Below are 24,990 nucleotides of genomic sequence, written 5' to 3' on the forward strand. Positions count from 1 at the left end.
AGAGTGCGATAACTAACCTGCAATATAGGGTCCTGCAGACCCTCGCTCTATGAGATGGGCACTGGCAAGTTTTCGAAGAGTCTCTGGTGTAGATCCGTGCAGTTGCTCGACAAGAAGATCAACCAGATCTGCTCCTGCAGTGCAATGATCGACGGAGTAGGTGGTCAGTCCCGGTCTGGCATATGCGCCTTCATTGATGCCATCATAGGAAATCACCGACAGGTCGCGACCAATTTGAAGATTTAGCTCTTCGGCTGCCTCATAGAGACCCAGAGCAGCCAAGTCCAATGCACAGATAATGGCGCTTGGAGGGGGCTCTTGCTTTAGCAGAATGCGCCCCTCTCTTAATCCGTCCGTCTTGGAAACAGCTTCACTGCGAACAATATTGTCATTGAATGCCAAACCCGCCTCCTCAAGCCCGGCTTTATACCCTTCGAGCCTTAGTCGCGCATACATGTAGCTGCTGAGGCCGTTGATAAAGCCGATGCGCGTGTGCCCTAACGCGGCGAGTGTCTTCACGGCTTCATGCATGGCGCGCTCGCCATCAATGTCGAACCAGCTACAGCCTTGTGTGTCTTCCACGCGACCGTACATTGTGAAAGGCACTTTCGCATGCTGCAAATATTTGACCCGCGGATCCTTCGCTTTTGTTCTGGGCAGGATGAAACCGTCGACGACTTTTTCCTCACACAGACGCTCCATCATCTCCAGAGTGCCTTGCATATCCGGCGCGGTCGTCACGGTCACCGTCCAATGATGATCATACGCCCGCCTTGAAATTCCATCGATCAGTTCAGTGAGGTAAGTGCGGTAGCCATAACTCCCCTCGGAATTGAATATCACACCAAGTGACCGCACCAGGCCGGTCCGGATCGCCTGGGCCTGAACCATTGGCTTGTAACCCATATGTTCAGAGGTTTGCCTGACCTTGTCCCGTGTGGCTTCCGAAATGTCGGGATATCCATTCAAAGCCCTCGAAACAGTGCTTTTGGATAGGCCCAATGCTTTTGCGACATCGCTAATGGTGCAACGCATTCTGATTCTCTGTGTGGAATGAAGTGTTGCCTTCCAGTTGCTGCACGGAAGGCCTTCATGCGACTTCAGATTGCGCTGCGAAACCTGTTTTGACAAGAGAGCTGCGTGACATGTGTGGACCATCGGCATTTGGCAAGGACACTTTGCCGCTGTGGCAGATTGGTCCCGCGCAGGCACCTATTCGGCCGTTCACCGATAGTCCTTTCTGTTCTTGTTGACTGGTCCCGTTGAGTCTGCTTTGAGACGGGCTCAAAAATTCTAGAAACCAAGCGCCGTCTATACCGAAAAAGTTGCAATTTACAGGACTACTACTCACGCAATTGGTTTGCTGCCACTCACCATGACTTGAAGGAATATTAATCAGATTATAGCAAAATGATGTGTAACCAATGCTACGATTGTTGCAAAACAGGAATGAGGCTTCTCTAGAGATAACTATATGGAATATGGAAGAAATTTTACAAAGGCAGTAGAGAAATTTCGAAACTTGTCTCTTAGAAACTGGTTGACGCTTGGGATGTGTATCGTGCTGTTGCCGTTCGCGAGCACCTCATTTTATGGCTACAAGCTTTACCACGACGAAATATCAACGACTTTTGAGAATACTATTCACGCCCAGAACCGCATGCTGCTTCCGTTAGAGCGGATCCAAGACATTTTTTGGAATATCTCAGACGAGATCAACAACTCTTCGCAAGAAGGTGGAGGCGGCGACAGACTGTCTTTTGAAGCCTCGGCTAAAGCCGTACAGACGCAACTGTCGGACATGAGGTCTGCGATTACGGAAAACAGTCGCTATGAACACATCCTTCGCGGTGTGCAGTTGCACTGGGACAAGGTCCTTAAAGTGGCGCCCGGTGTTATCAGAAGCGCACCAAACTCGGTAGATGCCAAGCTGCGGATCTTTGAAAGCGAGATTTCTCAGGCGGGGCGACAACTCGGCCAACTTGCAGAACAACTCCGATTGGAAAGCGAAGTGGCGCATCGAAGCACTTTGAACGCCATCAAAAGGTTTGAGACCGTTGCCCTGTTGGCCGTTTTTCTGGCAATCGGATTTGCCGTTGTTACCATATACACGATTGATCGTGTGCTGATGAACAGCACAGACAAACTCGTAGAGGGGGCGATGCGAGTGGCCTCCGGAGACCGAGAGCAGGAGATTCTGGTCACGGTACCACCTGAATTGGCATCAGTTGCCAACGCGTTCAACTCGATGACACGGCAAATTGTGATCCAGGAAGCCCAGCTGCAATCAGCGGCGCGGCTTGATGGTATGACTGGCTTGAAGAATCGGCGCGAATTTGATCTCAGAATGGCCGAGCAAATCGACGCGACCGGCACCCAAGCTGGTTCTGTTGCTCTTCTGATGATTGATGTTGATCATTTCAAGAAGTTCAACGACACGCATGGGCACTTGGCTGGAGATGATGCCCTGCGCCTTGTTGCCAAGGTTCTGGCCGCTGAAGCCAGAGAGACAGATGAAGTCTTTCGCTATGGCGGTGAGGAATTCACAGTGCTTCTTTCCGATATCCAGAAGGATCAGGTTCTTCAGGCGGCCGAGAGAATTCGCAGCAAAGTTGCGGAGACGCAGATCCCTTTGCCCAACGGAGAACATGGGACGGTTACGATTAGCATCGGCGTCAAGGAATTTGCCAGTGGGCTGTCTTTCAATGACATCGTAGGGCAGGCAGACAAGGCACTTTATCAGGCGAAGGCCTCTGGAAGGAACAAGGTCATTATGGCCAAGTCCGACGCCGTGAACTCATGAGCGGGTTCACATAGGCGTTCCCTGTGTCGCGTTTTTCATAAAAGAGCCGAGGCGTTCCGCACAAAATCTGTGGGCCTTGTAGAAGCTGGCGTAACCGCCCTCACCATAATCCCCTGCTCATGTCCCCAAGTGTCATCCGTAACTGCGCGACGCTGCAATAGGGACAAACCGGGTCAATAGCAACCCGGCCTGAAAAACGACGAGCAGGGCAGGGCAGCTCTTTGTTGAAGCACATTCAGCTTTGAATGATCATGGTCGCAATGCATGACGCGCCTGCTTAAAACTGGCAGATCAAGACAATCACCATCTATTGTGTTCGTTGTTCGAAAATACGAACAATGAATTTCATTAATGCCCGCTTATCGAATTGCGGATTTGGTACTACATATGTTGCATGAGTTCGGTGAGAAAGAATTACTCATTGAACAGGCTTTAGAAAAAAGAACATTCCTGTATCTTTGAAACAAATCTGAAGTCTAGAACCAAGAAGTCCCGGAAACCAGACTAAGGCTGGGGCTAATGCAATATTATAAGTTTCTTGAAAGGAACAATTCGATGAACAAGTTTACTGTTGCTCTTTCCGCGCTTGCTGTCACTCTTGTTGCCTCTGGCGCACAGGCAAGCGCCGACGCTCGTGTGGATTCCCAGAAAATGAGCACCTCCGCGCTGCAGGAACTCATTCAGGATCGCGGTGCTGTCATTCTGACAACCGGTGAAGATCTGTTTGACCGCTATGTGGCAAGCAAATCAGAATGCCTCATCGGTGAGAGCACCGAACGAGCCTATGTTCCGACCGCTGATTCCTCCTCAGCCTTTGTCGGGTACACCTGCGTCTCTCCAGACCCGCTGAATGACTAAAACCTGCTGGTTCTGAGTTTCTGACGCTATCAAGAGCCATCAACTTTCCGCCACGGCATTTTGCTCTCCCAAGGCAATTTGTTGTGGCGGAAACGCATTGGCTTGAGCGTTCCGAATAAATGCGACACCATTTCAAACGCTCAAGTCTTTGTTCTATTGCCTATCCTTCTGCGAAAACCGTACAGCCGTTTCGGTGACAAGGCCTCGCTTCAAACACAATGAAGACTTGGCTTGACCACGCTTGCAAACATGGACGCAGGCCAATCAATCGACTGAAGCATGTCTTCGACGTGCACCCTGCGGGTTCGGTAAATTTTGGATCAAATAGTCGACCAGTTTGCGCGCCAGGCTGTTGCGTGAGGAATTGGCTGGGTAAACGGCATAGATTCCCGGTGCCTTCAATTTCCATTCAGGCAGCAGTTTGACCAACCGTCCATCTTCGAGGGCTTGCTTTACCGAGAAATCCAAAACCATCGTCACGCCTGCGCCAGCCAGCGCGAAGCCAACAATGGCGCTGCTGCTATCAACGGAAATCTGATCTTTACCCAAGATGACAACTTTGCCTTCCTTTGGGTGAAACAGTTCGACTTCATCCTTGATATATTCGTGGCGAATGAATTTCCATTCCTCCAGATCTTTGGCATGGGTCAGCAATTTCTGCTTCGCGACATAGTCGGGGCTTGCGACCAAAAAAAGGGGAATTTCACCAAGTTTGCGGGCTTTAAGGCTGCTGTCTTCGAGCGATCCGACGCGCAGCACCAAATCCAGCCCATCCCTGACCATGTTGCTTTTTTCATCCGTAAACATGATGCGCAGAGCGATGCCGGGGTAGAGATCGGCGAAACGGGTCAGAAGTCCCACGATAACCGCGTTATTCAGGATGCGTGGCAAGGACATGCGGATCACACCGACCGGTTCGCTGGCAATATCGGAAAAGACATCAAGCCCTTCTTCGGCAGCGGCCACCATTTTTTGCGCTGAGCTCAGCAATTTTTCCCCGTCGGGAGTGAGCGAGAAGTTTCTCGTCGACCTGTAGATCAAGGGCAAGCCAAGGCGCGTCTCGAGATTGGAAATATGCTGGCTGACCACGGAAGGGGACAAGCCGAGCAAGCGCGCCGCTCCACGGAAAGAACCGGCTTCGGCAACTTTGGCGAAAATGGCCATGGAGCGAATCTGATCAATCATGACAGATTTCCTACGTTTGATTTATTGAACAATGAAGTTGAATAAATCTAATTTATTGTAGAATAGCAAGATCGTAAAATATCCATAGCATCGAATATTCATGCAAGAGAGAGACCCAAATGCAATCGATAGCCACCGTTAAAACACTCAAGGCCGAGCGCTACTTGGTTCAATTGTGCGAGCATTTCTGTCGCAAAGTTCCCGCTGAATCTGAAGGGGGTGTCGGGTGGGTGGACTTGCCGATAGGGAGATTGGATCTGAAAGCCTCGGATCAAGGCCTGACGTTGACGCTGGCTGGCGACGATAGCGACAAGCTCACCCAGCTTGAAGAAATCACACAACGGCATCTGGAGCGATTTGCTTTTCGTGAAGACCTTACGATCGTTTGGCACCGCAAGAAAACCTGATCAAGCAATCAAATGCAGTGAATTTACCACCGAAATTGTAGTCACTTTATTGCCTTGGTCGGAAGGCAAGGAGAGCCGGGCCGAAAGCCAATAGCAAAAGCTCCCGCAATTACATGGGGCCTTGTCGTCAGCTAGGCTGAAGCTATAGCGACGAATTCGGCCGAAAGCGGATGTGCAGCGCCCCGTTGTCGTGTTTCACTTCGGAATCGGTTCTGAAAACATCCCGTATCAGGTCTTCCGTCAACACCGTTTGCGGCGTACCGCATGCGCGCAGGGCTCCTCCTTCAAGGATCATGATCCGGTCGCAGAACATGGCCGCGAGATTGAGATCATGCAGGGCAATCACGCTGGTCAAATCGAGGTCTCGCACAAGACGCAGGATCTCGATCTGGTGATGAATATCAAGGTGATTGGTTGGCTCATCAAGGAACATGACTTTCGGGTCCTGAGCCAGGGCTCTGGCTATATGGACACGCTGGCGCTCGCCACCTGACAGGGTCTGCCATGCCTGCCTGCTGAGGCTCGTCATATCCACCCGTTCAAGAGCCGTCGTCACCGCAACCTCATCGGCATCCGTCCAACCCGACAAAGCAGAGCGGTGCGGCGTCCGGCCCAATCGCACCACATCGCGTACTGTGACATTGGTGTCCGTCGCCGCATTCTGATGCACAAAGGCAATTTCGCGCGCCAAAGCCCGTCTTGGCACTTTGGCAATATCCCTGTCGTTGATTGCCACCAGTCCGGAGTGCGGCGATTTGAGACCTGCCAGCAAGCGCAACAGCGACGACTTGCCGGATCCGTTTGGTCCAATAAGACCGATGGTCTCTCCTTCGCTCACATTAAGGGAAACATCGCGGACAATCTGCCTGCGCTTGACGCCCCACACGAGATTTTGGGCTTTCACGCTCATGTCTGGGGCCTCGCACGATATAGAATGATGGCAAAGAATGGGACGCCAACCAGAGCTGTCACAACCCCGATGGGAACTGTTTGCTGACCTGCGATCACCCGGGATGCAATGTCGGCAACGACCATGAAGATGGCCCCCACCATGGCAGAGGCGGGCAGCAGGCGCAGGTGCATTGGCCCCACCACATAGCGTGCTGCATGGGGCACCACCAATCCGACAAAGCCGATTGCGCCCACCATGCTGACGATGGTTGCTGTCATCAAGGCGGTTATCGCAAACAGGATTAGGCGGATCCGCGTTACGGGGACACCAAGAGCGGCGGCATCCTCATCACCAAATGTGAAGGCATCCAGCGCCCGGCCCATCCAGATGCAGATCGCAAGGCTGATCGCAATTACAACCAGCAAAAGATGGAAATCGGGCCAGCGAACACCCCCGAAACTGCCCAGAAGCCAGAACATGACATCCCGTGCCTGCTGGGCGTTTCCCGACGTTGTGACAATATAGGACGTCAGCGCATTGAACAGTTGGGAGGCAGCAACACCGGCAAGAATTGTGTGGTTCGGCCCGCTGGTGGCGCCGTTCGAAAGCAATGCAACCAATCCGAATGCGACAAAGGCGCCCGCAAACGCACCAAATTGCAAGGACAGGCTTCCCGCTCCAATCCCCAGCACGATCACACAGACCGCACCGGTGGACGCACCGGCGGAAATACCGAGAACAAACGGCTCCGCCAGAGGATTGCGCAGCAAGGCCTGCAAAATCGTTCCGCAAATAGCCAAACCGGCCCCGGCGAGCGCGGCGACGAGCGCACGGCTCAGGCGCAGGCTCCAGACAACGCTTTGCTCGACCGGAGGAATATCGGCATGCGTGAAGCCAAGCTCATTGGTAATGGCCAGAAACACTGTGCTGAGGCTGATGTCATACGCGCCAATCGCTGTCGCAAAAGCGACGGCGAGAGCGAGTACTGTTATCGACAAGCCCAGAAACAGAAAAAGACGAAGGGCTCCGGCATGCGGCTTTTCTAGTCGTGTCACGGCAGATCAAGCGTTTTGAGTTGTTCGGCAATCTGCTCCGCCCCATAGAGCGTACGGATGCTTGGGTTCATCGCCGCACCGCTCATAACGACGATGCGTCCGGATTTGACGGCTTCCATCTGGCTGACTGTCGGATCGGACTTGAGGAATTTGATCTTGTTTTCAGCCGTGTCCAGATCCCAGCGATTGCGATCCACCTGGGCCGCAACAAACACGGTGGGATTGGCAGCCATGATGCCTTCCCAGCCAAGTGTTGGCCAGTCGGCTTCGGTCTGTATCGCGTTTGATCCGCCCAGAATGTCTGCGATATAGCCTGATGGGCCGTTTCCGCCGCCCAGATAGGCGTCGTCAGCGGCTGAAGAACTGGAGAACCAGAACAGGAATGTAAGCTCCTTCTGGTCAGAAAATTCAGTCCGCAGCGCAGCTTCGCGTGCCTTGAAATCTTCGATCAGAGCCTGACCGCGATCAGCCACGTCGAAGATACGCGACAGGTCTTCAATCTCCTTGTAGAGTAGATCCATGCTCCACAATGCATCGCGGGAGCCATAGGCATCACCGGCATCGAGCTTCGTGGAACAGGCGCTTGGGGAGAGATAGGAAGGAATGCCGAGCGCGGAAAAATCCTCTCGTTTGGCCACCTTGCTGTCCGGGCCAAGCAAGGTCGTCAGCATCGCAGCCACAAAATCCGGCTGTTTTGACAACACGGCTTCCAGTGTGGGAAATTCGACGGAGATCAGATCGACCTTGCTGTTGGCATCGGCCAGATCCGGCAATACCGCGTTGGGCCAGAAGGCGGTCGCCGCCATGCGGTCTTCAAGACCGAGCAGCAACATGATTTCAGCGCTGTTCTGTCCCAGAGCCACGGCATTCTGCGGCGCCCTTTGGAACGTCACAGCCTGCCCACAATTCTCGATCGTCAAAGGATAGGTTGTTGGTTCTGCATGCAGGGCAGAAGAGGCGATGGCAATTGCCGCGCTTGCAACAAGAGTGATAGACCTGATGGACATGATATTTCCCAATTATGAATGCCAAATTCAGGTTATCGACTACAAGCAATCTGCCATCAAATCAAGAGTGTCATACTCAAGTTTGCACGGTTTTGGATGACCTTGCTAAGATCGCTCCTCGCCGTCCGGAGATAATTTGAGCGGCTCCTTGAAAGTCAACGTGCGATATGGGAACGGGATTTCAATACCAGCGTTATCGAGAGCTGTCTTGATACTCGACACGGCCTCGCTTCTGGACAGATGCTCTTCCTTGGGCGTGCTTCCAGTCCACCAACGTACGACAAAGTCTATTGAGGATGATCCAAAGGACGTTGTGAAGATATCGAAAGGTCTGGAGGTTTCCCGTGTTGAAAGCGCCTCGACGGTCTCAGAGATCACCTTTCGGGCTGCTTCAACGTCTTCCCCATAGGCAATGCCCACTTCAAGCGAGATGCGCCGTTTCGCACGATCGGTAAGGATTTTGACCGGGTTTTTATAGAGGTAGCTATTGGGTACGAGGATCAGTTCGCCGGACCTCTGCCTTAAAAAAGTGTCACGGATCGAAATATGTTCGACTTGCCCGCTCAAATCACCGCACGCAATATCATCGCCAATGCGCATCGGCTTGCGCAGCAGGATGAGGAAACCGGCCAGAAAGTTTTCAAAGATATCTTTGAATGCAAGTCCGACCGCGATGGAACCAAGCCCGAGGCCCGCGAGCAACTTCGTCGGGGTCAGGTTCGGAAACACAAGAGTTGCCGCAACAAGCGCTCCAACGAGCCATACCGTGAGCCTGCTTACCTTGGTAATCGCCTCGACGAGGGATCGCCTGAGAGAGGAACGGCGCAGCAACGACGACGAGAGCCGCCCGACTATGAATGCAAACGTCCAAGTGAGAGCGATCACGATGACCGCAGCCAAGAGGTTTGGCGCCAACGATACCACCGTTCGCATGATTCCCGCGATTTGATCAGAAAGAATGCGAAGCGGTTCAATATCGACGTCCATCGAGTTCCTCGTAGATCGACCAGATACGTGCAGATGCCGCCTCTATCAGAAGCGGCACCGCGCGCATGACCCCGGTTTGCTAGAAGTGGTGCAGAGGCTCTTTTTCTTGGAGGGTTAAATCAAACCCAAGAACGAAAGAACAAACCCGATAACGACGACGAGACCAACCAAGTAAATGATGCCATTCATGACTTTTCCCCTTTCAGATTTACTTTTTCCTTTCACAAACAACTTCTGTGCTGGCAAAAAGTTCCCGAACAGAGCAAATTAGATTTTTCGAACGCAGAAAAAGGACACGCCAAACCGTGTATAGATCCTCGGAGAGTGCCGCCCCCGATTTGTTTAAACCGGATGAGACAGTCCTATTTGATGAGGGAACGCAGGCATTTTTGCGTGGCGGCACGGCGAGCACTCGATCTCAAGCTACCCCCGGAATTCTGCGCAGGCGTTTGATGCCTGGCGTCCTTAAGGCCTTCTCCAATAGACCAGAGACGACCGCATTGATGGCCGCAAAGTTCATGGCGTTGGTGTTCTATCGGCAGGTCAAAGCCGCTGCCGGGATGATTGGACTCTTCGTTTGCTTGTCCGCTTTCTTTGCGGTCTCCGCTCAAGGGCAAACCGACGGCAACAACGCAAAAGAGCCTGCAGCAGTCATCGAAACGGAGCGCGACGTTGGAGCTGATCGCTCGATTACAGCGCGCCTGCAAGCGATCTATAGTGAGATAGATGCGCTCAGTGGTGTGAGGGTTCGCGTTAACGAAGGTGTCGTCAGCCTCAGTGGGGCCGTTGCAAACGAGGGCGCAGCAAAAAGAGCAATCGAACTGGCAACGCGCCTTCAGGGGGCTGTCGCCGTTGAAGACAGGATCGATCGCACGTTAAGCGTTGAGGACAATCTAGACCCTTTCTTTGAAAAAACAGAGAACACGGTCGATGCGATCATGCGGGCATGGCCCCTTTATGCGATCGCGGCCCTTGCCTTCATTGGTGTTTCCCTCACCGCCCATTTGATCGCGTCGGCGCGCGGTGTTTGGCGATTTTTCGCTCCAAACCCCTTTATCGGCGATCTGATTTCACAGTCCATTCGGTTTTTGGGGATCCTCGCCGGACTGCTTCTGGCTCTCAGCATTCTGGATGCCATGGCCCTATTCGGCGCGGCGGCCGGTAGCGCCGGTTTGATCGGCCTTGCCGTGGGGTTTGCGGTCAAGGATACGATCGAAAACTATGTCGCAAGCATCATGCTTAGCGTGCGTCAGCCCTTCCGCGCCGATGACCATGTGGTCATCAATGATATGGAAGGTATTGTGGTGCGGCTGACGTCTCGCGCCACCATTCTCATGACCCTTGATGGGAACCACTTGAGGATACCAAATTCTGAAGTCTTCAAGGGTATCATCCTGAACTACACTCGAAACCCTCAGCGCCGCATGACCTTCAATCTTGGCGTTGATGCCGACGATGATCCAATTGAAGCGATCTCGGCCGGGCTGGATACCATGAACGATCTGGGCTTTTTGCTGGATGACCCAAAACCGATTGCCTTTATCGAAGAGGTCGGCGATTCCAACATCGTCATCACATTTGCAGCTTGGATCGACCAGACAAAGACCGATTTTTTAAAAGCGAGAAGCGCGGCGATCAACGCAGTGAAAACGGTTTTGGAGGATCAGGGCTTCACTCTGCCGGAACCGATTTATCGGTTGCGACTGGAAGGTGGCAACGGCGGTCTGCTACCCGTTCCAGAGGCCCAACACCTGCCCACGACCCAACCCAAAGCGCCAAAGGGACCAAGGCCAATCGATACTGACCAGATTGATGTCGCGCAAGACGATGATGTCCGCCGCCAGGTGGCCGAAGAGCGGGCCAGAGGGGATCAGGAAGATCTTCTTAGCGATGTCCGGCCAATCGAATAATGCCCTGCTGCAACTCTAGGGAAACCGGATTTCTAGCAATTGCTTGTTTTCCCATTCGGCCACGCGAATGAAGTTCAGCATTTCCGATCAATAAAGGTTCTGAATCGTGATTCAGGTCTCAATGCACATTGGGTTCCCTTAAGGCTGAACCTGTCTGGGAGCGTTCCGACCTAAACCAGCGACAAGGAAAAGGGTGGACGCTTCACGACAGATCGATTCTAGGGCGCTTTGCCAAAATCGTTTGATTGCGTTTTGGCCGGAGGCGCCAATCAGGGAAATGTCTGAACATGTTCAAACTATTCATCAGTATTGCCGCGCTGATTTCTTTTGTGACTGTTGCGCAGGCCGATAGTGTCGGCTTTCGCACAGTTGGCATCGGCGGGGAGGGGCCTCGCCCGCTGAATGTCTCACTCTGGTATCCCTCCGCCGATACCGGCCTGAAAAGCAAAGTAGGAGAAACCCCGGCCTTCATCGGTGTGTCGGTTATCCGCCATGCGAAACCATCGGCTGGCGCGCACCCGTTGGTCGTGTTGTCCCATGGTTATGGCGGCACATGGCGCAACCTTAGCTGGCTGGCGGAGGACTTGGTCAGCCGAGGCTATGCGGTCGCTGCGCCCGATCACCCCGGAACGACGCATTTCAACCGCGATCCGCGGCAGGCTGCAATGCTATGGGAGCGTCCACATGATCTGAGCCGGGTGATCGAGGCGTTGGAGGAAGATCCGAAGCTTGCAGGTGCCATCGACCCACAGCGTGTCGCAGCCATCGGCCATTCACTGGGTGGCTGGAGCGTTACGGCGCTGGCCGGGGCACGGTTCGATCCGGATCTTTTGGCCAAGGCGTGCACCTCTTATGCCCAATCGAGAAGTTGCACGGTCGATGATCTGGGGCTGAGCGCGCCTCGGCTCAGGCAGGATATGCGCGACCCACGGATCCGGGCCTTTGTGTCGCTTGATCTTGGTATGGCGCAGGGTTTTACAACGGAGAGTCTGGCGGACATAACCATTCCCGCGCTGTTGATTGGTGCGGGGACCAATATCGGCGATTTGCCTGCGGAAAAAGAAACCGGCTGGCTCGGCAAAAAACTTCCCGCCACAAGCACGCAAACACACATAATCCCTGACGCAATGCATTTCAGCTTCCTACAGCTTTGCAAGCCGGGGGCTGCGGCGATGATTGAGGCCGAAGATCCGGGCGACGGGATCGTTTGTCGAGATGGCGGAGACCGGAGCCGGGACGCGATTCACACCGAGGTTTCAGGCATGGTCACCGAGTTTCTGGATCGAGCGATGCCCCCGCGCTGAGGTCCTTGTTCGCCCGGCGGCGCCAGTCGCTGGGCGAAAGCCCCGTCACGCGCCGGAACGTGGTGTTGAAATTCGATTTCGTCTGAAAGCCACACTCGAACATGATCTCGGTCACACTGCGGTCTGATTGTTCCAGAAGCGCCTGCGCCTCGCGGATGCGCCACCAGTTGATCTCCTGCGAGACATTGCGTCCGAGCCTTCGGTTGACTGCTTGAGATATCTGGCGGCCCGGAATGCCGACCCGTCTCGCCAGCCGCTCCAATGTCAGATCGGGGTCGCGGTAGAGATGACGTTCCTGCAAGACCCGATGGAATTCGGCTAGGACATGCGCGTCATCGACCCCTGTCAGATCTTGCGTTTTATGGGCATCTGTCGCTTGGGGGGCCTCACTTTCCGGCAGATTACGTGTCACAGAAAGCACCGCCCAAGAGACCAGAGGCAGCAGCAGCATATTGCCGACACTCACGATCATTGCGACATGCGTTCCTTCGCCAAGCTCGAAATCAAGGGCAATCGCAAAGTCTGTCCCTCCAGAAAGCAGCAGCATAACCCCCACGAATGTCGCCACGCGATCAGGCGGCACCGAAGTGCCCAATCGTGCGCCGGCAAAACGCTCTTCGCCCTGAATCCCGCGCCAGATCAAGGCGCAACCATAGCCGAAGAACAGGCAGGCCAAAATCGCATCAATCGGAGTTTGAACCCATTGCCAGAAGAGCGAAAGGGCAAGGATGACTGCGCCGGGCAGGAAATGCGGCCAGACAGAACGGCGACGGCCGCCGCTGAGCCCCGAAAAACACAGCCATGCCGCTGGAGGCAGGAGCGATGCAACGACGGGCTGAAGAAAACGAAAGACCGGGGCATCAAAGCTCCATCGCAGGCTAACAATGAGCATCAGCGCCGTGCTGGCGGCCAGAAACACGGTGATGGCGCGCAACCGCCGCTCGCGCTGCATCACAACGAAGCACAGGAGAAAGCCAAGGAAGATCGCAACAACGGCGGGAAGCGGAATCTGAATCATCCGGCAGATGTAGCACAACACGCGCTTGTATCAAGAAGGCAAATTGGGCACGAGGACAGGATTGAAGCGGTCTCGGATTAAGCAGAAGAAATCAGCCGTTTTCATCTGTTCAGTCTACCAATGAAATGCGCAATCTTATGTGCGGCATAAGGGACAACCATCTGAATTTGTGATGTAATAGCCATTGAACGACAGAGGTTTTGTGTCCCTTTCAAGCATCCTTGCTTCACTGATTGAGCCGTTCCTAAGAGATAATATCGAGATGATGAAGGCCTAAAGGTGTGTTGCTCTCATGATTGTCAGAAAATCAAACTCGCTGTCCTGTGTGCTATTGATGGCTTTGCTGAGCTTAGTCGGCGCCTCTGTATGAAATGCCCAAGGCAAACACTTCCAGACAGCACGACCAGACGGCAGCCTCATTGACTGGACTATCGATCGGTCAGACATGTCCGGCAGTCAAGGTCTGTTGGTCATCGCTCAGGGGTCAGGGTGCCTGCCAGTGCAAAGCAACGACAATGTTGCGGCTGTTCGGAGAGCCTTTCCTGACTTTGCAGCACTGACGGTCGAGAAGTACGGCGTTTCCCCGGCTCGTGAAGCGACCGATCCAGATCCAGAGGACTGTCCACTTTCTTACCACGCGCACAGTACCGTTACTCAGCGCGAGGAAGATTATGTTCGAGTTGTCGAAATCCTAAAAAAGAAGAAGTGGTGGAATGGAAAGCTGGTTTTGTTTGGAGGTTCGGAAGGCGGATCTGCAATGGCCGGTCTCTCAAGGAGACTCAAGGCGGATGCCGTCATTCTTCTTTCTACCGGAGGTGGCGCAACCTTTGGCGAGATGATCAAGACCCTTGTTCCCATCGAGGTACGCGTAGATCTGGATGCATTCTTCGATGATGTCCGCCAGAACCCCGATAGTATTGATACCAAGGGCGTGAAGTTCTGACTCTTTAGGGATTCCATTTTTAGCACTGGCGTGATTCAACATGGCAAAGGAGATTTTGCCATGTCTGCCGCTTTGATTCTTAGCGATGCTTTTGACGCCGATAGTTTGCGCCGTCTTGCCAAAGGATGCCGCAATGCCAAACAGAGCCGCCGCCTACTGGCCATTGCGGCTGTCTATGACGGCATGAACCGTGCTGATGCCGCCAAAGTCGGCGGTATGGACCGCCAGACTTTGCGAGATTGGGTTCTTCGCTTCAATGAGCAAGGCACCGATGGTCTTGTCGACATCAAAGCAACCGGCGCTCCCATGCGCTTGAGCCCAGAACAGCTCGAAGAGTTTGTTGCTATCGTTGAAACCGGTCCTGATCCTGAGAAGGACGGCGTCTCTGTCTGGCGTAGCCAGGATCTGGTGCGTGTGATCCAAGAGCGGTTTGGGGTCTCCTACAAGGAACGTGGAGTACGGGATCTTTTGCGCCGCATGGGGTATGTGCGCATATCTGGTCGACCTCAACATCCAGAACAAAAGCCTGAAGTCATTGATGCTTTCAAAAAAACTTCTCCGCAACGTTGGCAGCGCATGTAGGCCATTTGCCAAAGAACAAGCCCATCGAGATTTGGTGGCAAGATGAGGCTAGGCTTGGTCAGAAGAATGGACTGGCCCGACTATGGGCAAAAAAGGGAACCAGACCACGTCTGCCAGCCGATCAGCGATATAAAAATGCCTATCTGTTCGGTGCAATATGTCCAGCGCGTGGCGTTGGCGCGGGATTGATGATGCCTTTTGCAAATACACAGGCCATGCAAATGCACCTCGAAGAAGTCTCAAGGACAGTGGCGCGCGGCGCTCATGCCGTGGTGCTGATGGATCGTGCCGGATGGCATACGACAAGCAGACTCAACGTGCCCAAGAATATCACCATCCTCCTGTTGCCTTCCAAATCACCGGAACTGAACCCAGTTGAGAATATTTGGCAGTATCTGCGCGGTACCTTCCTGTCCAATCGGGTCTTCGAAGACTATGCCGCCATTCTTGATGCTGGTTGCCAAGCATGGAAGAGCCTCTCCGCCAACCCAACCATCATCCATTCAATAGGTATGAGAAAATGGGCTCAAGAAGGTCAGAATTAAATGCCGTTGGTATGAGGTTGTCTCAGGCTATTCCTATCGGTATTGGGCCGATCGTATCGACAAGCGAGAAGTGGACGACATGCTCGCTGCAGACCAGACTACCGATTTTCTTCTCATTCATGGCAGCAACGACAGCTCCGTACCGCCTTCTGAAGCGCGCGCAACGGTTGATCTTTTTAATCAGAATGGGCGCAGCAATCTCACCTATTCGGAATATCCGACGCTGGACCATGGCATGATTGACCTGGATGGTCATTCGCATCTAGAGGCCGTTCTCAAACAGGCTGCCTTATGGCTGCAGCTGTCTTTGTCTCGAACAAACGAGAGCAAGACGATAAAATAGAGGACAATGCGCGCACCCTGCGCGGCCACTGCAAATAGTCCGTCACTAGAGCCGTGGTCGCAACAAAATGGGCCCATAAACAAGCGCATACCCAGCAAAGGCAACGAGCCAAAGCCCACCCGCCAAATGGTACAGCATGTCCTCTGGCCAGAAACCGGCAACAAAGCGCAAAAGCGTTGACCCGATGATGGCAAGATAGATCACCATTGTTCCGCTACCCGCTTGGAGAGGACGTCCGGTATGACCAAGCGAGGCCCGTGTCATCACCGCCAAGGTCATGCCGCCCAGCGCACCGGCCATCCAGAGATGCTGTGCGGCTGAAACGGGCAGGATATCGGGACGCGAGATAGCAAACCCCATTGCCACAGCGCCGAGCGGCATAAACCCATAGGCGACATGTAGAATGGCCACCAGCGGGTCGGCAAAAGTGAACACACCTTTCCATCGCGCAAGCCGGACCAGATGCCCGATACCCATGATGATCAAGACAAGAGCTGTAATCAAAGCCTCAGGCAGCAAGACCCAAAGGATAAATCCGGGAATGCTGGCCCACAGCACCAGCTTGTCGAATGTCTGCATGGGAGTGGCCGGCAGCTGTTCGCGCCCTTTTCGCACCAACCAATTGCGCGTGAAGGATGGCACGATCCGCCCGCCAATCACGGAGATCATCAGCATGATGGCTGCAAGACCCAAGCGTGCGCCATAGCCTTGAGCGGCATAGTCCCCGTTTTGCACGTCAAGATGAAACAACAGGTTGGCGAGCGTGAAAACGGCAAGCAGCAGCAGAATGATCAGGTTGCGCCAGTTTTTACCTGCCACGATTTCGCGCAAAATCATCAGTGCTAGCACAATCGGGAACGCCAGGTCACCAACCATAACGGCCCAATAAGGCAAAGCATCGGAGAAGAGAACCGCGACGCGTCCAGCCACCCACAATCCCACGAGCCCAGCCAGCGCCCATCCAACGACAGGAAGACGTCCGGTCCAGTTGGGCACAGCGGTAAGAAGGAAACCGGCAATGATCGCCCCCGTATAGCCAAACAGGAAGGCATGGGCGTGCCATGACACCGGATCAAGCTCGCTTGGCAGGTCGAGATGTCCCGCCAGAGCCATGATCCAGAGCACCATGGCCACAGCAGCCCATAGGGCGCCGAAGAGAAAGAAGGGGCGAAAGCCGTAGCTCAGGATTGCCGGTCCCTGCCAGCGTCTCATTTGTTCTGCGGATGATCGGGCCATGGAAATCAGTCTCGATTCTGAAAAAGGGAAAACAAGTGATCAGGAGCAAATATCGCGGTCTGCCTGATCCATCAGCGTGCGAATGTGGCGCGCAAAGAAGTACGTGGCGGGCAGCCCGATGATTGCACCGGCGACCAGAGCGGCAGTCGTGGACAAAACAGGACCGCCAATCCAGCTGCCAATCAGGGACGCGAAAAAGGCATTCACAGCCATTGCGCCTGCCCCGAAGGGATAGAGCGCCAGCGTGATCTGATTGACTGACCAGCCCTGCTTGCTCATCGGCGGGACACCATGCGATACACGCAAAAAAGAGCGACAATCAGAGCCACGCTGGCAAGACCGAACCAGAATTCCGCTGGCGCTGACTGAGATTGCGGGATGGGGCGATCATAAGGTGCGGCCACAGCAAGGGTGGGCAGCATAGTGAGCGCAAAAACAAGGTAACGCATTTCAAACTTCCCTTTCATTGGTCTCTTGTCAGAGTGCGATAGATTTCTGGCAAAGCACGAATGAGGCGCTCAGGGTGTGGCAGCAGCGTAAAACCGCCCCGCCCGAAGATCCGCGCAAACCAGTCCTGTCCATCTTCATCGATGATGACGCCGTGCAGAGTGAGCCCGGCGCGTCTTGCTTCACGCACGGCCATATGGCTGTCTTCAATGCCATGTTGTCCCTCATAGTGATCAAGGTCATTGGGCTTGCCATCGGTCAGAACAATGAGCAGTTTTCGCGCTGATGGCTGGGATTCGAGCTTGCTGGCGACATGACGAATGGCCGTGCCCAGGCGGGTAAAGTGCCCCGGCTTGAGGGACGCGATATTGTCGGCGATCCTCGCGGCCATCGGATCGGCGAAGTCTTTGACCTTGGTGACAAACACGCGGTCACGCTTGAGCGAGGAAAAGCTCCAGATTCCCAGATGATCCCCCGCCGCATCGATGCCATAGGCGAGTGCCGTCATGGCATCCTTGGCCACATCGATCACCGAGGTATCGCCAATCGCAGCTTCGGTCGACCGAGACGTATCGATGAGGAAAGCCACAGACAGATCCCGCTCGCTCTGGCGTTCATCCTGCCAGATCCGGTCGCTGCCATAGCCTGTTGCCATCAGGTCGGTCTGCATGCAGATCATGGCATCAAGATCCAGTTCAGACCCGTCAATCTGGCGCGGCTGGATTTTTCGTCTGGGTCTCAAGGCCTCGAATTGCCGTCGAACGGCCCTGATGCGGCGCGGATCCGCAACGAACGTGTCACCAGCGTCAGGATGCGCAGGCGCTTCCAGAACCCGGCAATGCCCGTCCAGATAGCGGCTTGCCCTGTGATCCCATTCATCATAGATATGCTCACCAGCCAGTTTTTCATGCAGAGCGTCGGCCGGTGAAAGGTCGAGATGGAGCCTGAGACGAGAGGCAACCCGCCTGTCATGCTTTGACAAGGTGAGGCGGTCCTGATCCTCGGCGGCCTTCTGGGCGTTGTCCAGATCATCATCATCAACACTGCGATTGATATTCATGGACTCGACCCACGACAGGATCGATTCAAACCGGTGGATGACAAACGAGTCTTTGCGGTTGGTTTGGTCCTGCTCTTTGCGCTCGCCCACCTTGCTGGAGGTGACGGCCCCCAAAGGGGCCTTGACTGCATCGTCCGCCGCTTGCTCATGGCTGGGCGTGCCCGAGGCTTGGGGATCGAACTGAAGCCAGACCGTTGGCATCATGAAGGGCGCATAGCCCCGCCCAGCCTCAGAAGAGGGTGCCGGCTCTGTCACAGACAGCCCCTTGAGCGCGGCAACGACCGCTTCTTCAATGTGCGCTTCAATGCCAGCTCTTGGTACCGAGCGCCGTTGTTGAAGATGAAACAGGCACATCTGCCGGAATGATCGGGCCAGACCGGGACAGGCCTCAAGAGCGCGTTCGGTGGCGATCTGATTGGCGCGGACCTGGGCGCGATCTGCCTGCGGGCCGAAGGCGTCCGGTGAGAAGGCGGCGCAGTCCGAACGCCGGTGCAACGCAGCCAGAGCCGTCAGCCAGAAATAGCAGGCGCGATTGAGCTGAGCGTCAGGAAAGGCGGCAAGGACTGGCGGTAGCCGCAGGCGCTCCCCGTCAAAGCCGGCGACCCATTCCCGATCTCGCTCTGCACCGAGTTTTCGCAAATTGGTCCGTCGATGCTTTACCACCGTTGCCGGAGATGGCACCAGTTCAACGGAGACGCTGCCACCCAGTGCGCGGAACAGCAACAAGAGACTGCCGCTCAGCCCGTCCAGTGAGACCGCATCATCCGGAAAGCCGACCTCGACACCCATACTACTGGCCATTTCGTGCCAGAGGTTGCCAACGGTCTCTTCCGGTTCCATCAAGTCGAGCAGATGCATGGCACTATCCGTAGATGGTTGAGACCAGATCGCGCAGAGCAGTCTGCACATCGGGTTCATCGGTCAAAGGCTCGATGATTGCGACGTTGATAGCTTCATCAATGCCCATGCCGCCCGCCACAAGCTTGGCGGTATAGATCAGCAGTCGGGTTGAAACCCCTTCCTCCAGATCCATGCCAGACAAGGCTCTGATATGGCCAGCCAAACGAACAAGGGGCGCAACGCGACCAGCTTCCAGACCGCTTTCGCTGGCGATGATGGTGATTTCACTTTCCGGATCTGGAAAGTCGAACGACATCGACAGGAACCGTTGCCGGGTGGAAGGCTTCAGCCGTTTGAGCACACTCTGGTAGCCTGGATTATAGGAGGCAACGAGCATGAAACCTCTTGGTGCCACCAGCTCTTCCGCCGTCCGGTCGATCACCAGTGTGCGGCGTGTGTCCGTGAGCGGATGCAGCACCACGGTGACGTCCTTGCGCGCTTCGACAATTTCATCGAGATAGCAGATTGCGCCTTCACGAACCGCCCGGGTGAGTGGGCCATCGACCCATTGGGTCTGTCCGCCCTTGAGCAGATAGCGGCCGATCAGATCGGCAGCCGACAGATCGTCATGGCAGGCAACGGTGTATAGCTTCTTGCCCATCCGCGCGGCCATGTGCTCGACAAAACGCGTCTTGCCACAGCCGGTCGGCCCCTTCAAAAGAAGGGGCAAACCTTTGTCATAGGCGGTCTCGAAGAGATCGCATTCCGCACCGGTCGGATGATAATAGGGGATCTGGCGTTGCAAGTGCATGGTCATCTCCCTAGTCTCCCGCCGCCGGATTGGCCGAACCGGGTTTGATGATCTCACGCTTGCGCACCACAACGTTCGCATAGATGAACAACAGGGCGCCCAGAACCACAGCAACGCCTGCACCAAAGCGCATCAGATAGAAGATCGACAGACTGTCCTGAACCTCCATGTAATAGTCGCCGACCACCCGCTGCATATGGGTCTGGATGGTTCCGGCGAAGGTCAGAACGAAGGTCATGAAAGACATGCCGCCGGTCATCAGCCAGAAGCTGGCCATATTGATCACCTGATTATAGGGATCCCGGTTGCGCAGCATCGGCATCGCATAGGTAAAGACCGCCAGATTGAGCGCCACATAGGCCCCGAAAAAGGCCAGATGTCCGTGGGCCGCGGTGATCTGCGTGCCGTGACTATAGAAGTTGACGCCATGCAACGTGTGCAGGAAGCCCCAGACGCCAGCCCCGAAGAAGGCAACCGTTGAAGAACCGAGCGACCACAGCAGTGCGGCCTTGTTGGGATGGTTCTTGCGCCCTTTCCAGACCATGACGAAGGCAAAGGACATCATCAGGAAGAAGGGCACGACCTCGAACGTCGAGAAGATCGATCCGATCCATTGCCAGTATCCGGGCAGGCCAATCCAGTAGAAATGGTGTCCGGTGCCGAGAATGCCCGAGAAGAGGGCGGTGGCAACAATGACATAGAGCCATTTTTCAACCACTTCGCGATCAACGCCGGTCAGCTTGAGCATCAGGTAGCCAAGGATTGCCGCCATCACCAGCTCCCATGTCGCCTCGACCCACAGATGGACCACAAACCACCAGTACATTTTATCAAGGCTGAGGTTTTCGGGATTGATGAAGGCAAAGATCCAGAGCAGGGACAAAAGCCACAGCCCCATCAAAAGCACATTCGTGATGGCTGTTTTACGGCCCGCGAGAACGGTCAGCGAAATGTTGATCAGGAAGATCACCGCGGCGACCAGAATCCCGAACTTGACCCACAGTGGCTGCTCAAGAAACTCTCGGCCCTCATGAATGCCAACAAGATAGCCGGCGACCGCACCCAATGTGCCAACCATCAGTAGGATCAACTGGATATAGGCTAGCTTCACCGAGAAAAGCTCACGCTCGGCCTCCTCGGGCACCAGAAAATACGCAGCACCGAAAAAGCCGAGCAGCAGCCAGACAATCAGGGCGTTTGTATGGATCATGCGGATGATGTTGAACGGCAGAAGCTCCGACAGGAAGTTGGGCGAGACATAGATCCAGCCCGCAACGAGCCCACCGAGCACCTGCACGGCAAACAGGGCCATGGCGCAATAGAAATAGGCCTTGGCCACCTTTTGAGATTGATATTTCATAGTCGTCTCCCTCAGCCCGCGTCGTTCGGCGGCCAGCCTTGTGTATCGGTATGATCAGCCCACCGCAGGAACTCGGCAAGGCCGCGGATCTGTTCGTCAGTCAGGTTGAAATTGGGCATCTGGCGGCGTCCCTCGATGCCGGACGGCTGGGCTTCCATCCAGCCCTTCAAGGTTTCGAACGCCCCTTCGGGATCATCGGCAACACCCCAACGGGTCATGACATTGCCGACTTCGGGCGCGAAATAGGCACCTTCGCCATGCAATGTGTGGCAATTGATGCAGGCGTTTTTCTCCCAGACCCGCTTGCCGAGGACCACTTCTTCAGTCAGTGGCAACTTGGATGTTGAATTATTGAGTACATAAAAGTGGCTATGCACTGTGAGGGCGATAAAGACGGCAACGAAGAAAAGGGAGCCTCCGTAAAACACATTCCTTGCCCGCGATTTTGTCAGTATTTCTGCCATCTACGGCCTCCAAATCAATCGGGAATACCGCAATAGCTAGCGTGGATCGTGAAGGAGAAGTTTGTGCTGGAACAACGTTTGGAACGATGACATCGCTAGCATGGGGATCGGGAGGAGGGGCCAGATGCCTGACAAAACTCTTGATAATCCGGACCTCGCATTGGATGAAGTCATGAAGATCTGGCCGCAGACGATCTCAGTCTTTCTGCGTCACAAAATGCTGTGTGTGGGATGTCTGGTAAACCCGTTTCACACCATAGAAGATGCTTGTGCCGAATATGGGCTTGAGGAAGAGAGCTTCCGCTTGGAGCTGAGCGAGGCGATCAACGCTGCTGACTGAGCAGCATCAGGCCATGGGGGTCGGTGACAAGAATGCGCTTGCGGCGGCTCTTGACCAGCCCCTGCTTTTCCCAGCCACTGAGCAAGCGCGAGACAGTGTGCAATGTCGTGGCCGTCATTTCCGACAAATCCTGTCGCGTGATCGGGAAATCAACCTCGATCCCGTCCTCCACCTTGCGTCCGGTCTGATTGATCAGACGCATGAGGGCATTTGCTACGCGCTGTTCGACCTGCTGCGTTGCCATTTCGACGAGCCGCATATTCATCTCGCCAACCCGTTTGCCCACCAGCTTGTAGGTTTCGCTCGAAAAGCCTTCATACGATTCAGCAAAGCGATCCCATAGCGACATTGGCCAGCTTAGGATGATCGCCTCTGATGCGGTCATTGCCGTGGCTGGATAGGTGTCTCGACCAAGAGCCTTGGCAATACCGAACAATTGCCCGGACGGGATATGAAGCGCGATGACCTGTTCGCCGGTTTCCGTCACCCGGATCACACGAATATAGCCATCCAGCAGCATGAAAAAGCGATCTGCTACTGCGCCTTCAGAGAAAACGGCACCACCTTCCTCATAGCGACGCGAACTTGCCTGATCGAGAATCTCGCGAATCTCTGTCTGGTTCAGACGCGAAAACGGCGGAATGTGCGTCAACAGGCTTTCATCGAGCCGCGGCAAGGTTTTGTGTGGTTTATCTTCTCCCATAGGCAATTTCTAGCGGTTCGAGACAAGAACTTCCACCGCTCATTTCCATTGCCATCAGGATTATCATCAAGAAGGTTGTGCCAGCACAACGTTCTATTCTCCCTCAGCGGTACCCTCAACATCAACAACAGACATAAAAACGAAGAGGATGCCCAAAATGTTACGTATTCTGACCACCGCAGCAATTCTGACCGGACTTCTGGGCACGGCTGCTGTTGCTGAAACCTTTGAAGTGAAGATGCTCAACAAGAGCGGTAAGGAACGCATGGTCTTTGAACCTGATTTCGTGCGCATCGCCAGCGGTGACACGGTTCGGTTCGTTCCCACAGACAAGGGACACAATGCCCAGACCATCAAGGACCGCATCCCGGAAGGGGCTGAACCGTTCAAAGGCAAGATGAGCAAGGAGTTCGAAGTCTCCCTGACAAAAGAGGGTCTTTATGCCATCGAATGCAAACCGCATTTCGCCATGGGTATGGTGATGACCATTGCGGTGGGCGACATCGAGACAGCACCGGATTCCTTCCTTGAAGGCCGCATTCCCAAGAAAGCAAAGAAGCGCTTCGAGGCGCAACTCTCAAACCTATAAGTTGTGATGCGTTAAAACACCTAAACGGATTAGGAGACCGGAGGAACAAATGCCTAAATCCAAAACCCAAACCGATATCGACCTGAATCGCCGTGCCGTTCTGCGAGGGGGCCTGATGGGAGGAGCCGCTGCCATCGCCGTCGGAGCCAGCACCGCATCCACACAAGCCGCGATGCCGCATCTGCGCTCCGTCAAGCCGCGCACACCGTCCGTCCAGTTTGTCGCAGCAGAGGCCGACGCTCAGACCAAAGCCAAGACCAACCCGGTTGATCTGTCGGACTACACCCGCGTCAAGCAAGAGCTTGTAGACCCGCCGTTCGCACCCAAACATGATCAGGTGGCAAAAGGTGGTCCCAAGATCGTTGAAATCGAACTGGTGACGGAAGAACGCCTGATCACGGTTGACGAAGACACCGGGGCGAGCATTTGGGCACTGACCTATAACGGATCTGTCCCCGGACCGCTGATCATCGTGCATGAGGGCGATTATGTCGAACTAACCCTGCGCAATCCCGAAACCAGTATCATGGAGCACAATATCGACTTCCACGCATCCACCGGCGCGCTGGGCGGCGGCGGCCTGACCCACGTCTATCCGGGCGAGGAAGCAGTGCTGCGCTGGAAAGCAACCAAACCGGGCTGCTTCACCTATCACTGCGCACCGGGCGGGGCGATGATCCCCTACCATGTCACCCACGGCATGAACGGTGCCGTCATGGTGCTGCCGCGTGATGGGCTCAAGGACAGAGATGGCAATCCGCTGCGTTACGACCGCATCGCCTATATCGGTGAACAGGACTTCTATCTGCCACAGGACGAGAATGGAGATTACAAGACCTACGAGTCCGCAGGTGATGATTATGGCGACAGCATCGACGCGATGCGCACGCTTGTGCCGACCCATTCCGTTTTCAACGGCTCGGTAGGGGCGCTGACAGGTGATAACGCCCTGCGTGCCAAGGTCGGCGAGACCGTTCTGATGATCCACAATCAGGCAAACCGCGACACCCGTCCGCATCTGATCGGGGGACATGGGGACTATGTCTGGGAAGCTGGCTCCTTCTCCGACGCGCCGCAGACCGGTCTTGAAAGCTGGTTCATTCGTGGCGGCAGTGCAGGGGTGGCGATGTATACCTTCCAGCAGCCCGGCGTCTACGCCTATGTGAACCACAATCTCATCGAGGCCGCCTTGCTCGGTGCCACCGCTCACTTCGTCGTCGATGGTGAGTGGAACAACGCCTTGATGGAGCAAGTTGTCGCACCCCGCTCAACCGAAGTCTAATCCCGGGAAGTCAGACCAC

Annotated in this window: 26 protein-coding genes; 11 read left to right on the forward strand and 15 right to left on the reverse strand. The window is 54.8% G+C overall.

The window, feature by feature from the left end; all coding sequences use genetic code 11:
- Nucleotides 1-12: 12 nt before the first annotated feature.
- On the reverse strand, nt 13-1,035 hold the full coding sequence (locus CPH65_RS06810; RefSeq protein ID WP_197703971.1) for a LacI family DNA-binding transcriptional regulator: 1,023 nt from the start codon (nt 1,033-1,035) through the stop codon (nt 13-15).
- 439 nt (nt 1,036-1,474) lie between these two features.
- On the opposite strand from CPH65_RS06810, the gene CPH65_RS06815 reads away from it, so the two are divergent.
- Together CPH65_RS06815 and CPH65_RS06820 are read left to right on the forward strand one after the other, a co-directional pair.
- Nucleotides 1,475-2,803, forward strand: coding sequence for a GGDEF domain-containing protein (locus CPH65_RS06815; RefSeq protein ID WP_096172799.1), 1,329 nt, complete (start codon nt 1,475-1,477; stop codon nt 2,801-2,803).
- Between the two features lie 555 nt (nt 2,804-3,358).
- A complete protein-coding gene (locus CPH65_RS06820) occupies nt 3,359-3,661 on the forward strand; it encodes a hypothetical protein (protein ID WP_096172800.1) in 303 nt (100 codons plus the stop codon).
- 264 nt (nt 3,662-3,925) lie between these two features.
- Here CPH65_RS06820 and CPH65_RS06825 read toward each other — a convergent pair whose 3' ends face one another.
- Nucleotides 3,926-4,846 carry a LysR family transcriptional regulator gene (locus CPH65_RS06825; protein ID WP_096172802.1) on the reverse strand — a complete coding sequence of 307 codons (921 nt, stop codon included), beginning with the start codon at nt 4,844-4,846 and terminating at the stop codon, nt 3,926-3,928.
- 119 nt (nt 4,847-4,965) lie between these two features.
- Here CPH65_RS06825 and CPH65_RS06830 point away from each other — a divergent pair, with 119 nt between their 5' ends.
- Nucleotides 4,966-5,253, forward strand: coding sequence for a DUF2218 domain-containing protein (locus tag CPH65_RS06830; RefSeq protein ID WP_096172803.1), 288 nt, complete (start codon nt 4,966-4,968; stop codon nt 5,251-5,253).
- A gap of 142 nt (nt 5,254-5,395) precedes the next feature.
- Here CPH65_RS06830 and CPH65_RS06835 read toward each other — a convergent pair whose 3' ends face one another.
- The 4 genes from CPH65_RS06835 to CPH65_RS06850 all read right to left on the reverse strand — a co-directional run bounded on the left by CPH65_RS06835 (nt 5,396) and on the right by CPH65_RS06850 (nt 9,140).
- Nucleotides 5,396-6,163, reverse strand: a complete 768-nt coding sequence (locus tag CPH65_RS06835; protein ID WP_096172804.1) for an ABC transporter ATP-binding protein — start codon at nt 6,161-6,163, stop codon at nt 5,396-5,398.
- On the reverse strand, nt 6,160-7,200 hold the full coding sequence (locus CPH65_RS06840) for an iron ABC transporter permease (protein WP_096172806.1): 1,041 nt from the start codon (nt 7,198-7,200) through the stop codon (nt 6,160-6,162). Before CPH65_RS06840 ends, CPH65_RS06835 begins: the two co-directional genes overlap by 4 nt.
- Nucleotides 7,197-8,210: an ABC transporter substrate-binding protein gene (locus CPH65_RS06845; protein WP_371359450.1), complete on the reverse strand. Its 1,014-nt coding sequence runs from the start codon at nt 8,208-8,210 to the stop codon at nt 7,197-7,199. Before CPH65_RS06845 ends, CPH65_RS06840 begins: the two co-directional genes overlap by 4 nt.
- A 102-nt stretch (nt 8,211-8,312) precedes the next feature.
- Nucleotides 8,313-9,140: a mechanosensitive ion channel family protein gene (locus tag CPH65_RS06850; protein WP_197703972.1), complete on the reverse strand. Its 828-nt coding sequence runs from the start codon at nt 9,138-9,140 to the stop codon at nt 8,313-8,315.
- A 557-nt stretch (nt 9,141-9,697) separates the two neighbouring features.
- Here CPH65_RS06850 and CPH65_RS06855 point away from each other — a divergent pair.
- Together CPH65_RS06855 and CPH65_RS06860 are read left to right on the forward strand one after the other, a co-directional pair.
- Nucleotides 9,698-11,104 (forward strand): mechanosensitive ion channel domain-containing protein, encoded by a 1,407-nt coding sequence (locus CPH65_RS06855; RefSeq protein ID WP_096172809.1) that lies wholly within the window; start codon nt 9,698-9,700, stop codon nt 11,102-11,104.
- 287 nt (nt 11,105-11,391) lie between these two features.
- The gene (locus CPH65_RS06860; protein ID WP_096172810.1) at nt 11,392-12,408 is read left to right on the forward strand and encodes an alpha/beta fold hydrolase; all 1,017 of its coding nucleotides are present in this window, start codon (nt 11,392-11,394) and stop codon (nt 12,406-12,408) included.
- Here CPH65_RS06860 and CPH65_RS06865 read toward each other — a convergent pair.
- Nucleotides 12,371-13,426, reverse strand: a complete 1,056-nt coding sequence (locus CPH65_RS06865; protein ID WP_096172812.1) for an AraC family transcriptional regulator — start codon at nt 13,424-13,426, stop codon at nt 12,371-12,373. The two genes, CPH65_RS06860 and CPH65_RS06865, sit on opposite strands and share 38 nt — an antisense overlap.
- A 499-nt stretch (nt 13,427-13,925) precedes the next feature.
- On the opposite strand from CPH65_RS06865, the gene CPH65_RS06870 reads away from it, so the two are divergent.
- From CPH65_RS06870 to CPH65_RS06880, 3 genes are all read left to right on the forward strand, one after another.
- Entirely contained in the window at nt 13,926-14,369 is a 444-nt protein-coding gene (locus CPH65_RS06870) for a hypothetical protein (RefSeq protein WP_157747551.1), read from the forward strand.
- Nucleotides 14,370-14,429: 60 nt separating this feature from the next.
- A protein-coding gene (locus tag CPH65_RS06875) for an IS630 family transposase (RefSeq protein WP_096171592.1) occupies nt 14,430-15,496 on the forward strand; the annotation gives its coding sequence in 2 pieces (ribosomal slippage) (nt 14,430-14,934 and nt 14,934-15,496; 1,068 coding nt in all).
- 79 nt (nt 15,497-15,575) lie between these two features.
- Entirely contained in the window at nt 15,576-15,839 is a 264-nt protein-coding gene (locus tag CPH65_RS06880; protein ID WP_096172816.1) for a prolyl oligopeptidase family serine peptidase, read from the forward strand.
- Between the two features lie 45 nt (nt 15,840-15,884).
- Here the strand turns inward: CPH65_RS06880 and CPH65_RS06885 are convergent, their stop codons facing one another.
- From CPH65_RS06885 to CPH65_RS06915, 7 genes are read right to left on the reverse strand one after another with little or no spacing between them, the layout of a single operon-like run.
- Nucleotides 15,885-17,075, reverse strand: a complete 1,191-nt coding sequence (locus CPH65_RS06885; protein ID WP_096172817.1) for an NnrS family protein — start codon at nt 17,073-17,075, stop codon at nt 15,885-15,887.
- A gap of 39 nt (nt 17,076-17,114) precedes the next feature.
- The gene (locus CPH65_RS06890; protein WP_096172819.1) at nt 17,115-17,354 is read right to left on the reverse strand and encodes an NnrT protein; all 240 of its coding nucleotides are present in this window, start codon (nt 17,352-17,354) and stop codon (nt 17,115-17,117) included.
- Complete coding sequence (locus CPH65_RS06895; RefSeq protein WP_096176275.1) at nt 17,351-17,524, reverse strand: protein NnrT; 174 nt, start codon at nt 17,522-17,524, stop codon at nt 17,351-17,353. The genes CPH65_RS06890 and CPH65_RS06895 overlap by 4 nt, the downstream gene beginning before the upstream one ends.
- Before the next feature lie 14 nt (nt 17,525-17,538).
- Nucleotides 17,539-19,440, reverse strand: coding sequence for a nitric oxide reductase activation protein NorD (locus CPH65_RS06900; RefSeq protein WP_096172820.1), 1,902 nt, complete (start codon nt 19,438-19,440; stop codon nt 17,539-17,541).
- 4 nt (nt 19,441-19,444) lie between these two features.
- Nucleotides 19,445-20,239: a CbbQ/NirQ/NorQ/GpvN family protein gene (locus tag CPH65_RS06905; RefSeq protein WP_096172822.1), complete on the reverse strand. Its 795-nt coding sequence runs from the start codon at nt 20,237-20,239 to the stop codon at nt 19,445-19,447.
- Nucleotides 20,240-20,243: 4 nt separating this feature from the next.
- Nucleotides 20,244-21,593, reverse strand: a complete 1,350-nt coding sequence (locus CPH65_RS06910; protein ID WP_096172823.1) for a cbb3-type cytochrome c oxidase subunit I — start codon at nt 21,591-21,593, stop codon at nt 20,244-20,246.
- Nucleotides 21,594-21,604: 11 nt separating this feature from the next.
- Nucleotides 21,605-22,057, reverse strand: a complete 453-nt coding sequence (locus tag CPH65_RS06915; protein WP_096172824.1) for a cytochrome c — start codon at nt 22,055-22,057, stop codon at nt 21,605-21,607.
- A gap of 124 nt (nt 22,058-22,181) precedes the next feature.
- On the opposite strand from CPH65_RS06915, the gene CPH65_RS06920 reads away from it, so the two are divergent.
- Entirely contained in the window at nt 22,182-22,397 is a 216-nt protein-coding gene (locus CPH65_RS06920; protein WP_096172825.1) for a DUF1858 domain-containing protein, read from the forward strand.
- On the opposite strand, the gene CPH65_RS06925 is transcribed toward CPH65_RS06920, so the two are convergent.
- A complete protein-coding gene (locus tag CPH65_RS06925; RefSeq protein ID WP_172891472.1) occupies nt 22,381-23,073 on the reverse strand; it encodes a Crp/Fnr family transcriptional regulator in 693 nt (230 codons plus the stop codon). The genes CPH65_RS06920 and CPH65_RS06925 overlap by 17 nt on opposite strands.
- A gap of 184 nt (nt 23,074-23,257) precedes the next feature.
- Between CPH65_RS06925 and CPH65_RS06930 the strand changes: the two genes are divergently transcribed.
- Both CPH65_RS06930 and nirK read left to right on the forward strand, forming a co-directional pair.
- Nucleotides 23,258-23,689 carry a pseudoazurin gene (locus tag CPH65_RS06930; protein WP_096176276.1) on the forward strand — a complete coding sequence of 144 codons (432 nt, stop codon included), beginning with the start codon at nt 23,258-23,260 and terminating at the stop codon, nt 23,687-23,689.
- 49 nt (nt 23,690-23,738) lie between these two features.
- Nucleotides 23,739-24,971 carry a copper-containing nitrite reductase gene (nirK, locus tag CPH65_RS06935; protein ID WP_371359437.1) on the forward strand — a complete coding sequence of 411 codons (1,233 nt, stop codon included), beginning with the start codon at nt 23,739-23,741 and terminating at the stop codon, nt 24,969-24,971.
- Nucleotides 24,972-24,990 lie beyond the last annotated feature (19 nt).

It is taken from the genome of Cohaesibacter sp. ES.047 (assembly GCF_900215505.1).
Lineage (GTDB): Bacteria > Pseudomonadota > Alphaproteobacteria > Rhizobiales > Cohaesibacteraceae > Cohaesibacter.